A 15,391-nucleotide genomic window follows, 5' to 3' on the forward strand; every position below is an offset into this window, starting at 1 on the left:
ATTGTGCGTTATCTAGCCGCAAGCGCTTTAATTTTAATTTACCTGTTGTTGTGCTGGTTCTGCTGGCGCAACTTTCGGCAACAGCAACGACAGCAGCAACCAGCGGGGCAAAATCCACTTGCTGTCTCGTCTGCTGTTAATGCTGGGATACTAATTGCTTATGCCAGCCAAACTGGCAACGCTGTGCGTATCGCCCGGCAAACTTTACAGCAGTTAAGTGAAGCGGGAAAAAAAGCAGAGTTGATTGCACTTAATCAACTCACAGCGGAATATTTATTACACACACAGCAGCTATTAATCATCGCCAGCACTTATGGGGAGGGTGAGGCGCCTGATAACGGCAACCGTTTTATGGCGCGTCATTTGTCGCCCTTGGGTCAAAATGCTTTGTCGCATTTGCAGGTATTACTGTTGGGTTTAGGTGATTCCAGCTATCAACATTTTTGTGGCTTTGCACATCAGCTCTATCATCAATTGCATCAGCGCGGCGCTAATTTTCTCACCGATGTGATAGAGGTGGATCAGCTTGATGAAAGTGCTTTGCGCCATTGGCAATATTATCTTGGGCAAATTTCCGGCAATTCTTATTTTAGCGATTGGAGCAAACCAGCTTACGAAGAATGGCGGCTTGTCGCGCGCGAATGTATTAATCCGGCAAGCCCGGGTGCGCCAGCTTATCACTTACAGTTACAACCCCTGAACGGGTTGCTGACTGCTGATTTAGCGCTTTGGCAGGCGGGTGATATTGTGGAAATAGGCCCGCGCAATTCTCCTGATTTACCGCATCGCGAATACTCTATCGCTACTGTGCCCGCGGAAGGCTCACTCGATTTATTGGTGCGTCAGGTGCGTGCGCCGAATGGCGAGCTAGGCTTGGGTTCCGGGTGGTTAACTGCCCAGGCAGAATTGAATAGCATCATTCATTTACGGGTGCGCACTAATCCCCATTTTCATTCGCCCCCAGCACAAGTGCCACTCATTTTAATTGGTAACGGAACGGGCATTGCCGGGCTGCGCTCGCATCTGGCCAACCCGGCGCGTGCTACGGGAAAACATTGGTTGTTTTTTGGTGAGCGCACACAATTTGCCGATGATTTTTTTGCGGCCGATATTCAGCAGTGGCAAAAAATTGGACTGCTGAACCGCGTGGATAAAGTTTTCTCGCGCGATGCGCAAGCGGGTCAACTGTGTTACGTGCAAGATTTATTACCGCCCAAAGCAGATTTGATTCGCGAGTGGGTTGCATCCGGCGCAGCTATTTACGTGTGTGGCAGTTTGCAAGGTATGGCCCAAGCAGTGGATGAAGCATTGCTTGATATTTTAGGTTCGGAACTGTTGGCACAGCTGGCGGATCAGCAGCGCTACTGTCGCGATGTGTATTAACACTCGTTTCTTTCCTTTTAATCATCGCTGATGATTGTGCAACAAGTGTTAAACCCTCTCGTGAGTGACACTTCTGTCACCGCACAATCCCTATAATCACTATATTTACCTCCCTGTGTTTATGGCAGTTCTGCCGTTTATAGATTTAATGGATGCTATTGTTCATGGCTATTTTTTCTACAGTTAATTATTTATTTTCTATTGGTCGCACCACAGCACTGATTGTTTTATTGGTGTTGCTGGCCGTTTTTGGTTTATGGCGAATCTTGTGGGCGGATGACAATACTTCCGTCACCTACACAACAGAAACTGTGGTTCGTGGTGATATCGAAAATCTGGTGACAGCGACAGGCACTTTGCAACCGCAAGATTACGTAGATGTGGGGGCGCAGGTTTCCGGGCAATTAAAAAAATTGCATGTCGATGTGGGTTCAGAAGTAAAAGCCGGTGATTTGCTGGCCGAAATAGATGCAACGGTTTATGCCGCGCGCGTGGATGCTACCCGCGCTTCCCTGCGCACCCAGCAGGCCCAACTATTGGATCGCGAAGCGCAATTGAGTTTGGCAAACATTAAATATACGCGCGAAAAAAATCTGTTTAAGGAGGCGGCAACTACTGGCGAATCGCTACAAACAGCTGAAGCCAGTTTGAAATCAGCGCAAGCACAACTCAAGGCTTTGCAGGCGCAGATCGAGCAAACCGAATCTACCTTGCGGGTGGAGGCGGCCAATCTCAATTACGCAAAAATTTATGCGCCGATTGACGGCACTGTCGTTTCCATCACTTCACGTCAGGGCCAAACCTTGAATACCAATCAAATGGCACCGACCATTATGCGTATTGCTGACCTCTCTACTATGACAGTACAGACGCAGGTTTCCGAGGCAGATATAGGTAGGCTGCGCAAAGGTATGGAGGTCTATTTCACCACTCTGGGTAGCAAGGGGCGGCGCTGGTATAGCAAGTTGGATCGTATTCAACCTACGCCAGAAATTCTTAACAATGTGGTTTTGTATAACGCACTATTTGATGTTCCGAATGAAAGCCGTTTATTAATGACACAAATGAGCACACAAGTTTTTTTTATTGAATCACAAGCAAAAGACGTGCTGCTCGTACCTATGTCTGCGGTCACTTTTGCTACGCCGCGTGCGGAGCGGTCACAGAGTGATGCGCCGAATGCTGAGCGGAAATCGCGCAGTGAAAATATTAACGCCGCTAGTAGCGGCGCGTTGCACAAGCGGCCCGCCACCATAAAAATCATGCAAGATAATGGCGATATTGAAGAGCGCAAGGTATTGGTGGGGGTTACCAATCGTGTGCAGGCACACATTATCACAGGGTTAAACGAAGGCGAAAAAGTTATCAGCGGCAGCTCGCGTCCCACTCAAGCCAAACCAGTGGCAGGTATGGGCATGGGTGGGCCAGGTATGGGAATGGGCAGACGTTAATGGAAATGACTAATCCCATGCAGCCCTTAATTAAATTATCCGCTGTAACCAAAACATTTCGCAACGGCGAAATTGCAACCCAGGTATTGCAGGGTATTGATCTGGAAATTTATCCCGGTGAATTTGTTGCCATCATGGGGCAGTCGGGTTCGGGCAAATCGACGTTAATGAATATTCTTGGTTGCCTTGATCGCGCGACAAGCGGTGAATATTTTTTTAATGGCAATAATGTGGCTGGGTTGGACAGCGATGGCCTTGCACAACTACGCCGCGAAGCCTTTGGTTTTGTATTTCAGAGTTACAATTTGCTGGCCGGTTCCAACGCCTGTGAAAATGTGGAGATGCCAGCGACTTATTCGGGTATGACAGCGCAGGCCCGACGTGAACGCTCTACACAATTATTAAGCTCCCTGGGTTTGCAGGAGCGTTTTTATCATCGCCCCAATCAATTATCTGGCGGTCAGCAGCAGCGTGTTTCTATTGCGCGCGCCTTGATGAATGGCGGCCAGATTATTCTTGCTGATGAGCCAACAGGGGCATTGGATAGCCACAGCGGTAAAGAAGTGATGCGCTTGTTAAAGGAATTATCTGCACAGGGGCACACCATTATTTTAATTACCCACGATGCAGAATTGGCACACCATGCGCAGCGTTTGATTGAAATCCGCGATGGAAAAATTATTGCCGACCCTGGCCCCACTATCCCGCAAGTATTGCCAGCAAGTGAGCACAGGTTGCAGGGTGCACCCAAACTTAAAACCGAAATTTTGGAAGCAACCAAAACTGCGTTTCGCTCCTTGCATAGCAATATTTTCCGTACTGTATTAACGCTCTTGGGTATTGTGATTGGTGTGGCTTCTGTCATTGCCCTTATGGCCATTGGCGACGGGGCAAAAAAATCGGTTGTGGACAGCATCAGCGCTATGGGTAGTAATTTATTGCTGGTGCGCCCGGGCGGCCCTAACCAGCGCGGACGTGGTGAAGTGGCTACCTTGGTGCCGGAAGATGTAACTGCTATCGCCCAGCTGCCACATATTGCTGCTGTACTGCCCGAACTCAACGGCAGTTTTACCCTGCGTTACGGCAATGTAGATCACACCACCGAAGTAAATGCTACCGCTGCAGAATTTCCCGATGCGCGCAAATGGCCTGTTGCCAGCGGTACATTTTTTACCACTGAGGACGAAAAAAATTATGCCACCGTGGTCGTTCTGGGTAAGTCGGTGGCAACAAAATTGTTTGCGGATAAAAATCCACTCGGCGAATTTATTATTATCAATAATGTGCTCTTTCAAGTGATTGGTGTCATGAGTGAGCGCGGTGCAGATCCCGGTGGGCAAGATCAAGATGATCGGGTTTTTGTACCGTTTAAAACTGGCAGCCTGCGTGTTATTGGTCAGCGGTTTCTGCGCAATATCACTATCTCTGTCGATGATGAAAAAAACATGGAAGCAGTGCAAACCCGTGTGCATGCACTCATGTTGGAACGGCACGGCACGGAAGATTTCCATATCCGCAGTATGTCATCGCTGATTGATATGGTTTCTGAAACACAAAATACCATGACATTTTTATTGGGTTCCATCGCCGCCATATCGTTATTAGTGGGCGGAATTGGTGTGATGAATATTATGTTGGTCAGTGTTACCGAACGCACCCGGGAAATTGGTGTGCGTATGGCAACCGGTGCACGCACACGCAATATTATGCAGCAATTTTTAATTGAGGCTTTGGTGGTGTCTGCACTGGGCGGTGTCATTGGTGTTGCTATTGGGCTTGGCGCAGCGATGTTAATTGCCAAGCTTGGAACCCCTGTTGCTTATTCATTAACACCGGTGATTCTGGCATTTAGCTGTGCGTTCCTTACGGGGTTATTGTTTGGCTATTTGCCTGCGCGCAAAGCAGCTCGCCTTGATCCAGTTACAGCCTTGGCGACGGAGTAATTATGCAAATTAAAATATTATCGCTACTGAGCTCAGCAGTATTCATTACGGCTTGCGCATCAGGCCCGGTGCAAACGCCAAAGATTAATTATGCGGATAACTATTCATCTGTCTCTCATCAAGTGGCTACCAAAAATACAGTCCTGGATTCGAATTGGTGGCACGCATTTCAATCGCCAGTGTTAAATAATTTAATGCAAGTTGCGCAACAGCAGAGTCTGGATTTATTAATGTCGGCAGAGCGGGTAAAACAAGCTGAGTTGCAAATGCGTATTGCCAATGCAAGTTTATTTCCATCGCTCAGTGCCAGTGCATCATCCGGTGAATCGCGAACTGAACCGCAAGGCGGAAGTAACAGTCGCAGTGAATCAACCCGTGCGAGTGTAAACATCAGCTATGAGGTGGATTTGTGGGGCGGTATTGCAGCTGGGCGCACCGCTGCACAAGCGGGCTACGCCGCAAGCCGTTATGATCAGGAGGCGGCAGCCTTGAGTATTAATGCAGCCATTGCCAGCAGTTGGTTCCAGTGGTTGGCGCTACAGGAGCGCATCGCCACTGCACATAAAAATGTTGCTATTGCTGAGCGCGTACAAAATATCGTTCAGGCTCGTTACAACAATGGTGCGGCAACAGCGGCAGATGTTGCGCAGCAAAAAACCAACTTGCTAACCCAGCAATCTTCACTCTTGCCCTTGGAGTTGCAGGCACGTCAAACCCAATCGGCGCTGGCTATTTTGCTAGGAAAAACACCACAAGAATTTGCGCTTGCAACAGAATATTTATTGGATATTGCTGTACCGCAAATTGCCGCCGGTACGCCCGCCGATTTAGTAAACCGTCGCCCGGATTTGGCAGCGAGCGAAGCTAATCTGCGTGCGGCTAATGCCAATATAGATGTTGCCCGCGCGGCATTGTTGCCTGGTATCAGCTTAAGTGCTAACGCGGGAAAATCAGCAACCGAATTGTTCAGTTTGAATCCGGTCACACAATCATCTGGCTGGGCGCTATCGCTGGCACAAACTGTATTTAATGGCGGGCGTTTGCTGAATCAGAAACGATTAAGTGAAGCGCGCCGCAGTGAGTTACTCTTGCAGTATCACAAAGCCATTCTTACGGCTTTACAGGAAGTGGATAACGCTCTGGTTGCAGCCGATGTCGGCCAGCGCCAGGAAGCCAGTCAGCAAGAAATTGTGGCGAATGCTGCGCGCAGTTTGACATTGACCGAGGCGCGTTACAGGGCCGGAAGCGATGATTTGTTGTCGCTACTGGATGCACAGCGAAGTTTGTTCCAAGCCCAGGATTCGCTGGTGCAGCAACGTTTGTCGCGTTTGAATGCCGCAGTAGATTTATACAAAGCACTCGGTGGTGGCTGGGCACTTGCTGTTCAAGAGTAGCGTTATAACTGGCATTGTTCCTGCTGGTGCTTGGATGTTACTAATCCAGTTAAGATCAAGAGGAAAAATGCCAGTGTTTTTGCTATCGGTTGTCAATTATTTTGCCCAACTCAAACCAGGCAAAATGGTGCTGTGGTTTTATTTAATTTGGTATCTGGTTACCGTGTATTTCCACTTTGATCCCAACCCCAAAATCTGGATTAATGCGGTGGGTATCAGTGTTGTTATTGGTATTGCCCTGATGCTGAGTGTGAGTAGTGGGCAATCACCATGGGCGAATCCCTGGCAAACCTTTCGTTTATTCTGGATGCCTTTTGCGGTTTCCAGTTTTTCATCGCTGATTAAAGGACAGGGATATACGGTGATTTTTTCTCCCCATTGGCACGAGATAATGGTCGCATTAAGTGCATGCGCATTATTTGGCTTGCTAGTGGCAGTGCTTAAATGGTGCAACCGCAGCTGTTTGTTGTCATCTTCCTGAGGTTGCCTCAGCTTCCCCGAGTCCCCTATACTCGCCAGCCCAATGACCCGCGCGCTCGTAAGTGCGGGCTTTTTATTTGCGATTCCCGCTTTTATCACGTGACCTTTCGTAGGGGCCACCACTGACTGAGGTTTATCATGCCCGTAATTACTCTCCCCGACGGCTCCAAACGTCCGTTTGAAAATCCCGTTACTGTCTATGAAGTTGCCGCCTCTATCGGCGCTGGTTTGGCCAAGGCTACTTTAGGTGGTCGCGTCTATTTAAATGGTGATACCACAGGCCAGCGTGTCGATGCACATGACTTGATCACTGAAGATGCTAACTTGGTTATTTTCACTCCGAAAGATGAAGATGGTTTGGAAATCATCCGCCACTCTTGCGCACACTTGCTTGGTCACGCAATCAAACAGCTATTTCCCGATGTGAAAATGGCCATCGGCCCAACCATCGACAACGGCTTTTATTACGACATCGACTTGGAGCACAAGCTGACCGACGAGGATATCGCCCGTTTGGAAGCGCGCATGCTGGAATTAGCAAAAACCGAATATGACGTGGTAAAAAAGAAAGTCAGCTGGCAAGAAGCCTATGATGTTTTCACTGCGCGTGGCGAGACTTACAAGCTGGAAATTTTGGATCGCGACGTGCCTAAAGATGCCACGCCGGGTCTGTATCACCATGAAGAATACGTGGATATGTGCCGTGGCCCGCATGTGCCCAACATGCGTTTTTGCTTGAACTTTAAATTGATGCGCACTTCAGGCGCCTACTGGCGCGGCGACTCCAACAATAAAATGTTGCAGCGCATCTATGGCACTGCGTTTGCCGATGCCAAGCAGTTAAAAGCTTATTTGAATTTGTTGGAAGAGGCGGCCAAGCGCGATCACCGCAAGCTCGCCAAGAAATTTGATTTGTTCCACTTGCAAGATGAAGCGCCGGGCATGGTGTTTTGGCATCCAAAAGGCTGGACGCTGTGGCAACAAATCGAACAGTACATGCGCACCAAACAAAATGACTGGGGCTATCAGGAAGTAAAAACGCCGCTGATTATGGATCGCACCCTATGGGAGAAATCCGGCCACTGGGAAAACTATCGCGACAATATGTTTACCACTGAATCGGAAAAACGCGATTTTGCAGTTAAGCCGATGAACTGCCCCGGCCATATCCAGATTTTTAACCATGGTTTGCGCTCGCATAAAGATTTGCCGCTGCGTTTGGCTGAATTTGGCTCTTGTCACCGCAATGAAGCTTCTGGTGCACTTCACGGCATTATGCGTGTGCGTGGATTTGTGCAGGACGATGCGCACATTTTCTGTACTGAAGAGCAAGTGATTAGCGAAGTGGCTGCATTCAACCAAATGCTCAAATCCGTTTACGACGATTTTGGCTTTACCGATATCGCGGTAAAACTGTCTCTGCGCCCAGAAAAATACGCAGGTAGTTTGGAAACCTGGAACAAGGCAGAAGAGGGTTTGCGTATTGCACTCAAAGCGGCTGGACTTGAGTGGGAAGAGTTGCCGGGTGAGGGGGCTTTCTATGGTCCGAAGATTGAATATCAAATCAAGGATGCGCTTGGTCGTTCATGGCAGTGCGGTACTATCCAACTGGATTATGTGCTGCCAGAACGTTTGGATGCGGAATTTGTTGCTGAAGACAATCAGCGCAAGCGCCCGGTTATGTTGCACCGTGCGATTCTTGGGTCTTTCGAGCGCTTTTTGGGCATACTGATTGAGCATTACGAGGGGTCTTTCCCTACATGGCTTGCGCCAGCTCAAGTAGCGGTCATGAATATCACCGACAATCAGGCTGATTACGTCAAAATGATCGAAAAAGCCTTGCGCGAGCAGGGCTTCCGGGTAATTCCGGACTTGAGAAATGAGAAGATCGGCTTTAAAATCCGCGAGCACACAATTCAGCGGGTACCCTACCTGCTCGTCATTGGCGATAAAGAGGTTGAAAATCAATCACTTGCAGTTCGCACAAGGGACGGACAAGACTTGGGTGTAATGACTCTGGAAGCTTTCATCGCGCACTTGACCGCCGATATAGCGCGTCGAGGCAGAAATATTTCTGCCTGATAAGTGTGAAAAAGCAAAAGATTCGTTCCTATTAATTATTTGGAGATACAACTATCAAACGAGATAACGCTCCCGCAGCCAAAGGCAATTCTAAAAAGGCGCGGATCAACGATCAGATCGAAGCCAAACAGGTTCGTTTAATTAATGCCGAAGGTGAGCAAGTTGGTATCGTTCCCCTGAGTGAAGCGCTCGCGCAGGCTCAAGCGGCAACACTGGATTTGGTAGAGATCGTTGCTGATAGCGATCCAATAGTCTGTAAGATTATGGATTACGGCAAGCATCTGTTTGAGATCAAAAAAACCAAAGCTGCTGCCAAGAAGAAACAAAAGCAGCAGTTGGTGAAGGAAATGAAATTTCGCCCAGGGACGGAGGAAGCAGATTATCAGGTGAAGTTGAAAGCTGTAATCCGCTTCCTGGAGCATGGGGACAAGGCCAAGATAACGTTAAAGTTTCGTGGCCGCGAACTCGCCCACCAAGAGTTGGGGATGGAGATGATGCAACGCATCGAAGCCGACCTCACCGAATTGGGCACCGTAGAGCAGGCTGCCAAAATGGAAGGTAAGCAGCTCACCATGGTGATCGCCCCCAAAAAGAGAAAATAGTCGGGCTTTTAGCTGCCTTGATTATTTATATTATTTACCTAAATGTGTGGAGTTCTATCACATGGCAACCAAAGCTAAAGTACACAGTGGCGCATCAAAGCGCTTCAAAAAGACTGGCGCGGGCTTCAAATTCAAGCACGCTAACAAGAGCCACATCCTGACCAAAATGACGACCAAGCGTAAGCGCCAACTGCGCGGCACCAGCATCGTTGATGCAGCCGATGTACCACGCGTAAAACGTTTGTTCCGTGCTATCTAATAGCGCTTATTAATTTTGAGAGGATAGAAATATGGCCCGTGTTAAGCGTGGTGTAGAGGCGCGTCGTCGTCACAAGAAAGTATTAAAAGCTGCTAAAGGTTACTACGGTGCACGTTCGCGTACCTTCCGTGTTGCCAAGCAAGCTGTTATCAAAGCTGGTCAATATGCTTACCGCGATCGTCGCGTTAAAAAGCGTAATTTCCGTGCTTTGTGGATCACTCGTATCAATGCTCAATCTCGCGCTGAAGGTTTGACCTACAGCCAATTGATTGCTGGCTTGAAAAAGGCGAGCATCGTTCTCGATCGTCGTGTACTGGCCGACTTGGCTGTATATGACAAGGCGGCATTTGCTGCTGTTGTTGCGAAGGCTAAATCAGCTCTGGCTGCTTAATCGTCCAGCAACGGAAAGCTCGAAAGAGTTTTTGTGAACGCGATGAAAAGGGGAGGAGCTTTGGTTCCTCCCTTTTTTTATGGCTTTATTTAACGATTCAAATTGGAAAAGCAGATGGAAAATCTCGCTGCGCTTACCCAAGAAGCGCTCAAAGCAGTTAATGATGCCCAGGATCTTGCTGCACTGGATTCCGTGCGCGTGAACTATCTGGGTAAAAATGGCAGCATTACATCGCTGATGAAAACGCTCGGCAAGTTGACACCGGAAGAGCGCCCGACTGCCGGAGCCGAAATCAATAAGGCAAAGGACGCAGTTCAAGAGGCATTGAGTCAGCGCAAGCACTTGCTTGAGAAGGCAGAAATCGATGCAAAGCTCGCCAATGAGGTTATCGATGTCACCTTGTCAGGGCGCGGCCAGCATACGGGTGGATTGCACCCCGTTACTCGCACATTACAACGTATTGAAGAAATTTTTGCCGCTGTGGGTTACAGCGTTGAAGTCGGCCCGGAGATTGAGGACGACTACCACAACTTTGAAGCACTTAATATTCCATCACATCACCCCGCACGTGCAATGCACGATACGTTTTATGTCGATGACACCCATGTGCTGCGTACTCATACGTCTCCAGTACAAGTGCGAACTATGGAAAATAAGCAGCCACCGATTCGGGTGATTTGTCCTGGGCGCGTTTATCGCTGCGATTCTGATGTAACTCATTCCCCCATGTTTCATCAGGTGGAAGGCTTGGTGGTTGATAAAAATATCAGTTTTGCCGACTTGAAGGGCACCATGGATCAATTTCTAAAAGCATTTTTCGAAGCTGATGTTCCTGTGCGTTTCCGTCCTTCTTATTTTCCTTTTACTGAGCCCTCTGCTGAGATGGATATACAGTGCACCCAGTGCCGCGGTAAGGGCTGTCGTATGTGTAAGAACACTGGCTGGCTCGAAGTGGGTGGCTGTGGAATGGTGCATCCTGAGGTGTTTAAATCCAGCGGTGTTGATCCTGAGGTTTACACCGGTTTTGCCTTCGGTATGGGGGTAGAGCGTCTTGCAATGTTGCGCTATGGCGTGAATGACTTGCGTCTGTTTTTTGAAAACGATTTGCGCTTCTTAAAACAGTTTTAACGGAACGAATAAATTATGAAAATCAGTGAATCCTGGTTGCGTGAATGGGTTAATCCTGAAATAGGCACCGACGAGTTGGTCGCGCAGTTAACTATGGCCGGGCTTGAGGTGGATGCGGTTGAGTCAGTTGCAGGTGATTTTAGCGGAGTTATTGTTGGTGAAATTGTAGGCTGTGAGCAGCATCCTGATGCTGACAAATTACGCGTATGCCAAGTGGCAGGCCTCGAGGGTCTCTCACAGGTTGTTTGCGGTGCGCCTAACGCCCGTGTAGGCATCAAGATTCCCTTCGCCACTATTGGCGCAAAGCTGCCCGAGTTTGAAATTAAAAAAGCCAAGCTGCGCGGTATTGAATCCTTTGGCATGTTGTGTGGCCAGACTGAATTGAAAGCGGGCGATGATGATTCTGGCGTGTGGGAGCTGCCTGCCGATGCTCCGGTTGGTGTGAACCTTCGTGAGTATTTAAATCTTGATGATAAATTGATCGAGGTGGATCTGACGCCCAATCGCAGTGATTGTTTGAGTGTGAAAGGTATAGCGCGTGAGGTGGGTGTATTAAACCGTGCCCCAGTAACCGCGCCGGCTATTCCTGCAGTATCTGCGACCATAGACGATACTTTTCCGGTCCATTTGGAGGCTGGCTATGCTTGTAGTCGTTATGCAGGGCGTGTCATACGCAATATCGACATTAGCCGCCCTAGTCCGGCTTGGTTGCAAGATAAATTGGTTCGCTCCGGTTTGCGTAGTATCGATGCTGTAGTAGATGTTACTAATTATGTGCTGCTTGAATTGGGGCAGCCGATGCACGCATTTGACTTGGCTCGCTTGAATGGAGCGATCCATGTACGCCTTGCCCATCAGGGAGAGTCGCTGGTGCTGTTGGATGGGCAAGAGGTAAAACTCAATGCTGATACCATGGTCATTGCCGATAAAAGCGCCGCGCTGGCAATTGCCGGAGTAATGGGTGGTAAGGCCAGTGCCGTATCTGAAACAACGCGTGACATTTTCCTTGAAAGTGCTTTTTTCAATCCACTTGCGATTGCTGGTCGCGCCCGCTCTTATGGATTGCACACTGATTCGTCTCATCGCTTCGAGCGTGGAGTGGACTACGAGCTTCAGGTAGATGCAATTGAGCGCGCTACACAATTATTACTGGAAATTGTTGGTGGCGATGCGGGGCCGTTGATCTGTGCCAGCAATGAACATTTGCCACAAACGCGTGAAGTGACTTTACGTAAAGCTCGTATTCTGAGCGGACTGAGTCTTGAAATGGCTGATGAGGAGGTGGTGGATATACTTTCTCGTCTAGGGATGAAACTTAAGTCCCAGTCCGCTGAGGGCTGGACTTTTAATATCCCGAGTTATCGCTTTGATATTTCTATTGAGGCAGATTTGCTTGAGGAGTTGGCGCGGGTGTACGGCTACAATCGCTTGCCGACTCGCAGTCTGGCCGCTCCCATGGATATCGAGGCTCATCCAGAGGCCAAAATAGGGCTGCCGGCACTGCGCAAGCAACTGATCGCCCGTGGATATCAAGAAGCCATCACTTACAGTTTTATTGAACCGAAGCTATCGGCTTTGTTCGACCCAGCGATAGTTCCTGTCACATTGCGCAACCCTATCAGTGCCGATATGGCGGTGATGCGTACCAGCCTTATGCCTGGCCTGGTAACAGTGTTGCGCAATAACCTTAATCGCCAGCAAAACCGTGTACGTTTATTTGAGTCAGGTTTGCGCTTTGTTCCTGCAGCGGATGGGTTGCGACAAGAGTCTATGCTCGCCGGTTTGATTTACGGTAATCGCTCGCCGGAGTCATGGGCAAATGCGGCGGAGCTTGTGGATTTCTTTGATCTTAAGGGCGATGTTGAATCTTTGCTTGCCTTGACAGGTGATCAACAAGCATTTGAGTTCAGGCCTGAGGCGCAGGTTGCGCTCCATCCCGGCCAAACCGCCGGTATTTATCGAGATGGCGAGTGGCAGGGTGTAATTGGTGCCTTGCATCCAAGCCTGCAGCAACAGTTGGATCTCCCACAGGCCGTATATTTGTTTGAGATTCGCTTGTCGGCTTTGTTGTCTGCCCGTATTCCTACGTTTGCTTCCCTGTCCAGATTCCCGGAAGTGCGTCGTGATTTGGCTGTGTTAGTTGATCGTGCATTGAGTGCGGAAGTCTTGCTTACAGCCGTAAAATCCCAGGCAGGTGAACAGCTCATCGACTTAAAGATTTTTGACGTATATATGGGCAAAGGCATTGATCCACATAGAAAAAGTGTCGCAATGGGGTTGACCTTTCAGCATCCTTCACGCACTCTTAATGAAGATGAGATCAACGCCTCCATTGACTCGATTGTTCGCTATCTGGAGGTGAATTTTTCCGCCACCCTCAGATAGGGAATAATAACTATGTCGGATGGTGCTTTGACCAAAGCAGATTTGGCCGAGAAACTTTATGAGGATCTCGGACTCAATAAACGTGAAGCCAAAGAGCTGGTGGAACTTTTCTTTGAAGAGATCCGCCATGCTTTGGAAAACAATGAACAGGTCAAACTTTCTGGTTTCGGCAATTTTGAGTTGCGTGACAAGAGCCAGCGTCCTGGACGTAATCCCAAAACGGGCGAAGAAATTCCCATCAGCGCCCGTCGCGTTGTTACCTTTCGTCCAGGACAAAAACTTAAGGCGCGAGTAGAAGCTTATGTTGGAACCGAGTCATAACGACGAACTTCCCGTAATACCCGGTAAGCGTTATTTCACTATTGGTGAAGTCAGTGAGCTGTGTGCAGTGAAGCCGCACGTATTGCGATACTGGGAACAGGAGTTCCCCCAATTAAATCCTGTGAAACGTCGTGGTAATCGGCGCTATTACCAGCGTCAGGACGTGCTGACAATACGTCAAATACGCAGTTTGCTCTACGATCAAGGCTTCACAATTGGTGGTGCCCGCTTGCAGATGTCTAATGATTCTGCGCCAGCAAACGCAAGCCAACTTAATCGGCTAGTCGAGCGCATGATTGATGACTTGGAGCATGTTCTTGATTTGCTGAGTGTTAAATAGCGTTATCAATTCGTTAGTGTCGATTTCTAGTTTCTTGGCAAATATGCACCATTGCACCACATGACAAAGAACCAATTGTAGAAAACTCTAATTGCATTACTAATAAATTAGGGTATTATGCCGATCCTTCGCGAGGGCCAGACTCTGGCCAAGCTTGTGAAAATGTCGGAGCGTAGCGCAGTCAGGTAGCGCACCATACTGGGGGTGTGGGGGTCGTGGGTTCAAATCCCGCCGTTCCGACCAATCAATAAAAAAGCCGCTTTTAAGCGGCTTTTTTATTGCCATTGTTTTTCATTGTTCGCACCCTCTCCTTTCTCTTGTTTTCATCTCTAGTGGCAAGCTTTTGTTAAAGTGCTAACATTCGAGCTTGTATTATTTATCGCTAAATCCCTGCAAAGAAAATAAATAGAGGTATTCTCGTGGCAAAGCAATTAATGATTTATGACAATATTCAACCGCTCTCATCCGAAACTCATCGCAACTGGGCAGTAATGGTTGAGGATTATTCTTTTGTGTCACACATGATCTCAGTTCCTGTGTTGGCAACTGAAATTCCTTTTGCGGCTGCCGAGTTCCCCATTGTGTTTTCGGCTACTGCCACTGAGGGGGAATATATTCCACTGGCTGTTATGGGGCTGAAAGAAGGTGAGAACTTGCTTTTGAACGAGAAAAACCAATTTACTTCTCGTTACATTCCGGCGTTTGTACGTCGTTATCCCTTTGTGCTGGGCGGCGATAAAGCCGCTGATACTATGGCATTGTGTATCGATGCAGATAGCTCAACGGTGATTAAAGATGGAAGTAAAGGGCGCAAGCTATTTGAGGAAAATGGTGAGCAGAGCGCTCATTTGAAAGAGGTGGTGGAGTTTTTAAAGGATTACCAGTATCGCGCTGAAATGACCAAAGTGTTTTGCAAACGTCTTCATGAGTTGGATTTGCTTGAACCGATGCAAGCGAATATCACGTTCAAAGGGCGCGAAGATGCCAATATGAACCTTACTGGCTTTTACGTTGTTAAGCGTGAAAAGTTAAAAGCTCTTGCCGATGCGGATGTTTTGGATTTGTTTAAGCGTGATGGATTAGAATTGATTTATAGTCATATGCAATCCCTCAATAATTTAAATGTATTGATCAGTAAAAAATCTACAAAACTATCCAAATAATATTTTAAGTTTTAACAGAGGCCGGGATCCTATGGGTTCCGGCCTTTTTATTTGCGGGCAATGACGAAC

Annotated in this window: 14 protein-coding genes and 1 tRNA gene; all 15 read left to right on the forward strand. The window is 48.3% G+C overall.

The genetic code is table 11. The features are described 5' to 3' along the window. The first annotated feature begins 3 nt into the window (after positions 1–3). The 15 genes from ACFODX_RS14330 to ACFODX_RS14400 all read left to right on the forward strand — a co-directional run bounded on the left by ACFODX_RS14330 (position 4) and on the right by ACFODX_RS14400 (position 15,322). Positions 4–1,383 carry a sulfite reductase subunit alpha gene (locus tag ACFODX_RS14330; RefSeq protein ID WP_378120350.1) on the forward strand — a complete coding sequence of 460 codons (1,380 nt, stop codon included), beginning with the start codon at positions 4–6 and terminating at the stop codon, positions 1,381–1,383. Positions 1,384–1,547: 164 nt separating this feature from the next. Further along, positions 1,548–2,834 (forward strand): efflux RND transporter periplasmic adaptor subunit, encoded by a 1,287-nt coding sequence (locus ACFODX_RS14335; RefSeq protein ID WP_378120352.1) that lies wholly within the window; start codon positions 1,548–1,550, stop codon positions 2,832–2,834. Next, the gene (locus ACFODX_RS14340) at positions 2,834–4,777 is read left to right on the forward strand and encodes a MacB family efflux pump subunit (RefSeq protein ID WP_378120354.1); all 1,944 of its coding nucleotides are present in this window, start codon (positions 2,834–2,836) and stop codon (positions 4,775–4,777) included. Before ACFODX_RS14335 ends, ACFODX_RS14340 begins: the two co-directional genes overlap by 1 nt. Positions 4,778–4,779: 2 nt before the next feature. Next, positions 4,780–6,171 (forward strand): efflux transporter outer membrane subunit, encoded by a 1,392-nt coding sequence (locus ACFODX_RS14345; RefSeq protein ID WP_378120356.1) that lies wholly within the window; start codon positions 4,780–4,782, stop codon positions 6,169–6,171. Positions 6,172–6,238: 67 nt separating this feature from the next. Then, positions 6,239–6,652 (forward strand): hypothetical protein, encoded by a 414-nt coding sequence (locus ACFODX_RS14350; protein ID WP_378120358.1) that lies wholly within the window; start codon positions 6,239–6,241, stop codon positions 6,650–6,652. A gap of 137 nt (positions 6,653–6,789) precedes the next feature. Beyond that, the gene (gene thrS, locus ACFODX_RS14355) at positions 6,790–8,733 is read left to right on the forward strand and encodes a threonine--tRNA ligase (RefSeq protein WP_378120360.1); all 1,944 of its coding nucleotides are present in this window, start codon (positions 6,790–6,792) and stop codon (positions 8,731–8,733) included. Positions 8,734–8,786: 53 nt separating this feature from the next. Beyond that, entirely contained in the window at positions 8,787–9,335 is a 549-nt protein-coding gene (infC, locus tag ACFODX_RS14360) for a translation initiation factor IF-3 (protein ID WP_324259189.1), read from the forward strand. A 61-nt stretch (positions 9,336–9,396) separates the two neighbouring features. Next, a complete protein-coding gene (rpmI, locus tag ACFODX_RS14365; protein WP_007642209.1) occupies positions 9,397–9,594 on the forward strand; it encodes a 50S ribosomal protein L35 in 198 nt (65 codons plus the stop codon). Between the two features lie 31 nt (positions 9,595–9,625). Beyond that, complete coding sequence (gene rplT / locus ACFODX_RS14370) at positions 9,626–9,985, forward strand: 50S ribosomal protein L20 (RefSeq protein ID WP_039913342.1); 360 nt, start codon at positions 9,626–9,628, stop codon at positions 9,983–9,985. 114 nt (positions 9,986–10,099) lie between these two features. Continuing rightward, positions 10,100–11,113 carry a phenylalanine--tRNA ligase subunit alpha gene (gene pheS / locus ACFODX_RS14375; protein WP_378120364.1) on the forward strand — a complete coding sequence of 338 codons (1,014 nt, stop codon included), beginning with the start codon at positions 10,100–10,102 and terminating at the stop codon, positions 11,111–11,113. Between the two features lie 15 nt (positions 11,114–11,128). Further along, positions 11,129–13,498: a phenylalanine--tRNA ligase subunit beta gene (gene pheT / locus ACFODX_RS14380; protein ID WP_378120366.1), complete on the forward strand. Its 2,370-nt coding sequence runs from the start codon at positions 11,129–11,131 to the stop codon at positions 13,496–13,498. Positions 13,499–13,510: 12 nt separating this feature from the next. Beyond that, complete coding sequence (gene ihfA, locus ACFODX_RS14385; protein WP_007642205.1) at positions 13,511–13,819, forward strand: integration host factor subunit alpha; 309 nt, start codon at positions 13,511–13,513, stop codon at positions 13,817–13,819. Next, the gene (locus ACFODX_RS14390) at positions 13,800–14,159 is read left to right on the forward strand and encodes a MerR family transcriptional regulator (RefSeq protein ID WP_378120369.1); all 360 of its coding nucleotides are present in this window, start codon (positions 13,800–13,802) and stop codon (positions 14,157–14,159) included. Before ihfA ends, ACFODX_RS14390 begins: the two co-directional genes overlap by 20 nt. Positions 14,160–14,325: 166 nt before the next feature. Next, positions 14,326–14,402 (forward strand) — tRNA-Pro (locus tag ACFODX_RS14395). Between the two features lie 176 nt (positions 14,403–14,578). Next, positions 14,579–15,322, forward strand: coding sequence for a SapC family protein (locus ACFODX_RS14400; protein WP_378120371.1), 744 nt, complete (start codon positions 14,579–14,581; stop codon positions 15,320–15,322). Positions 15,323–15,391: the final 69 nt, after the last annotated feature.

Source organism: Cellvibrio fontiphilus, assembly GCF_042646205.1.
Classification (GTDB): Bacteria; Pseudomonadota; Gammaproteobacteria; order Pseudomonadales; family Cellvibrionaceae; genus Cellvibrio; species Cellvibrio fontiphilus_A.

Coding starts and splice junctions, on each gene's coding strand:
- ACFODX_RS14335 (WP_378120352.1), top strand. CDS start 1,548: ATGGCTATTTTTTCTACAGTTAATTATTTATTTTCTATTGGTCGCACC.
- ACFODX_RS14340 (WP_378120354.1), top strand. CDS start 2,834: ATGGAAATGACTAATCCCATGCAGCCCTTAATTAAATTATCCGCTGTA.
- ACFODX_RS14345 (WP_378120356.1), top strand. CDS start 4,780: ATGCAAATTAAAATATTATCGCTACTGAGCTCAGCAGTATTCATTACG.
- ACFODX_RS14350 (WP_378120358.1), top strand. CDS start 6,239: ATGCCAGTGTTTTTGCTATCGGTTGTCAATTATTTTGCCCAACTCAAA.
- thrS (WP_378120360.1), top strand. CDS start 6,790: ATGCCCGTAATTACTCTCCCCGACGGCTCCAAACGTCCGTTTGAAAAT.
- rpmI (WP_007642209.1), top strand. CDS start 9,397: ATGGCAACCAAAGCTAAAGTACACAGTGGCGCATCAAAGCGCTTCAAA.
- rplT (WP_039913342.1), top strand. CDS start 9,626: ATGGCCCGTGTTAAGCGTGGTGTAGAGGCGCGTCGTCGTCACAAGAAA.
- pheS (WP_378120364.1), top strand. CDS start 10,100: ATGGAAAATCTCGCTGCGCTTACCCAAGAAGCGCTCAAAGCAGTTAAT.
- pheT (WP_378120366.1), top strand. CDS start 11,129: ATGAAAATCAGTGAATCCTGGTTGCGTGAATGGGTTAATCCTGAAATA.
- ihfA (WP_007642205.1), top strand. CDS start 13,511: ATGTCGGATGGTGCTTTGACCAAAGCAGATTTGGCCGAGAAACTTTAT.
- ACFODX_RS14390 (WP_378120369.1), top strand. CDS start 13,800: ATGTTGGAACCGAGTCATAACGACGAACTTCCCGTAATACCCGGTAAG.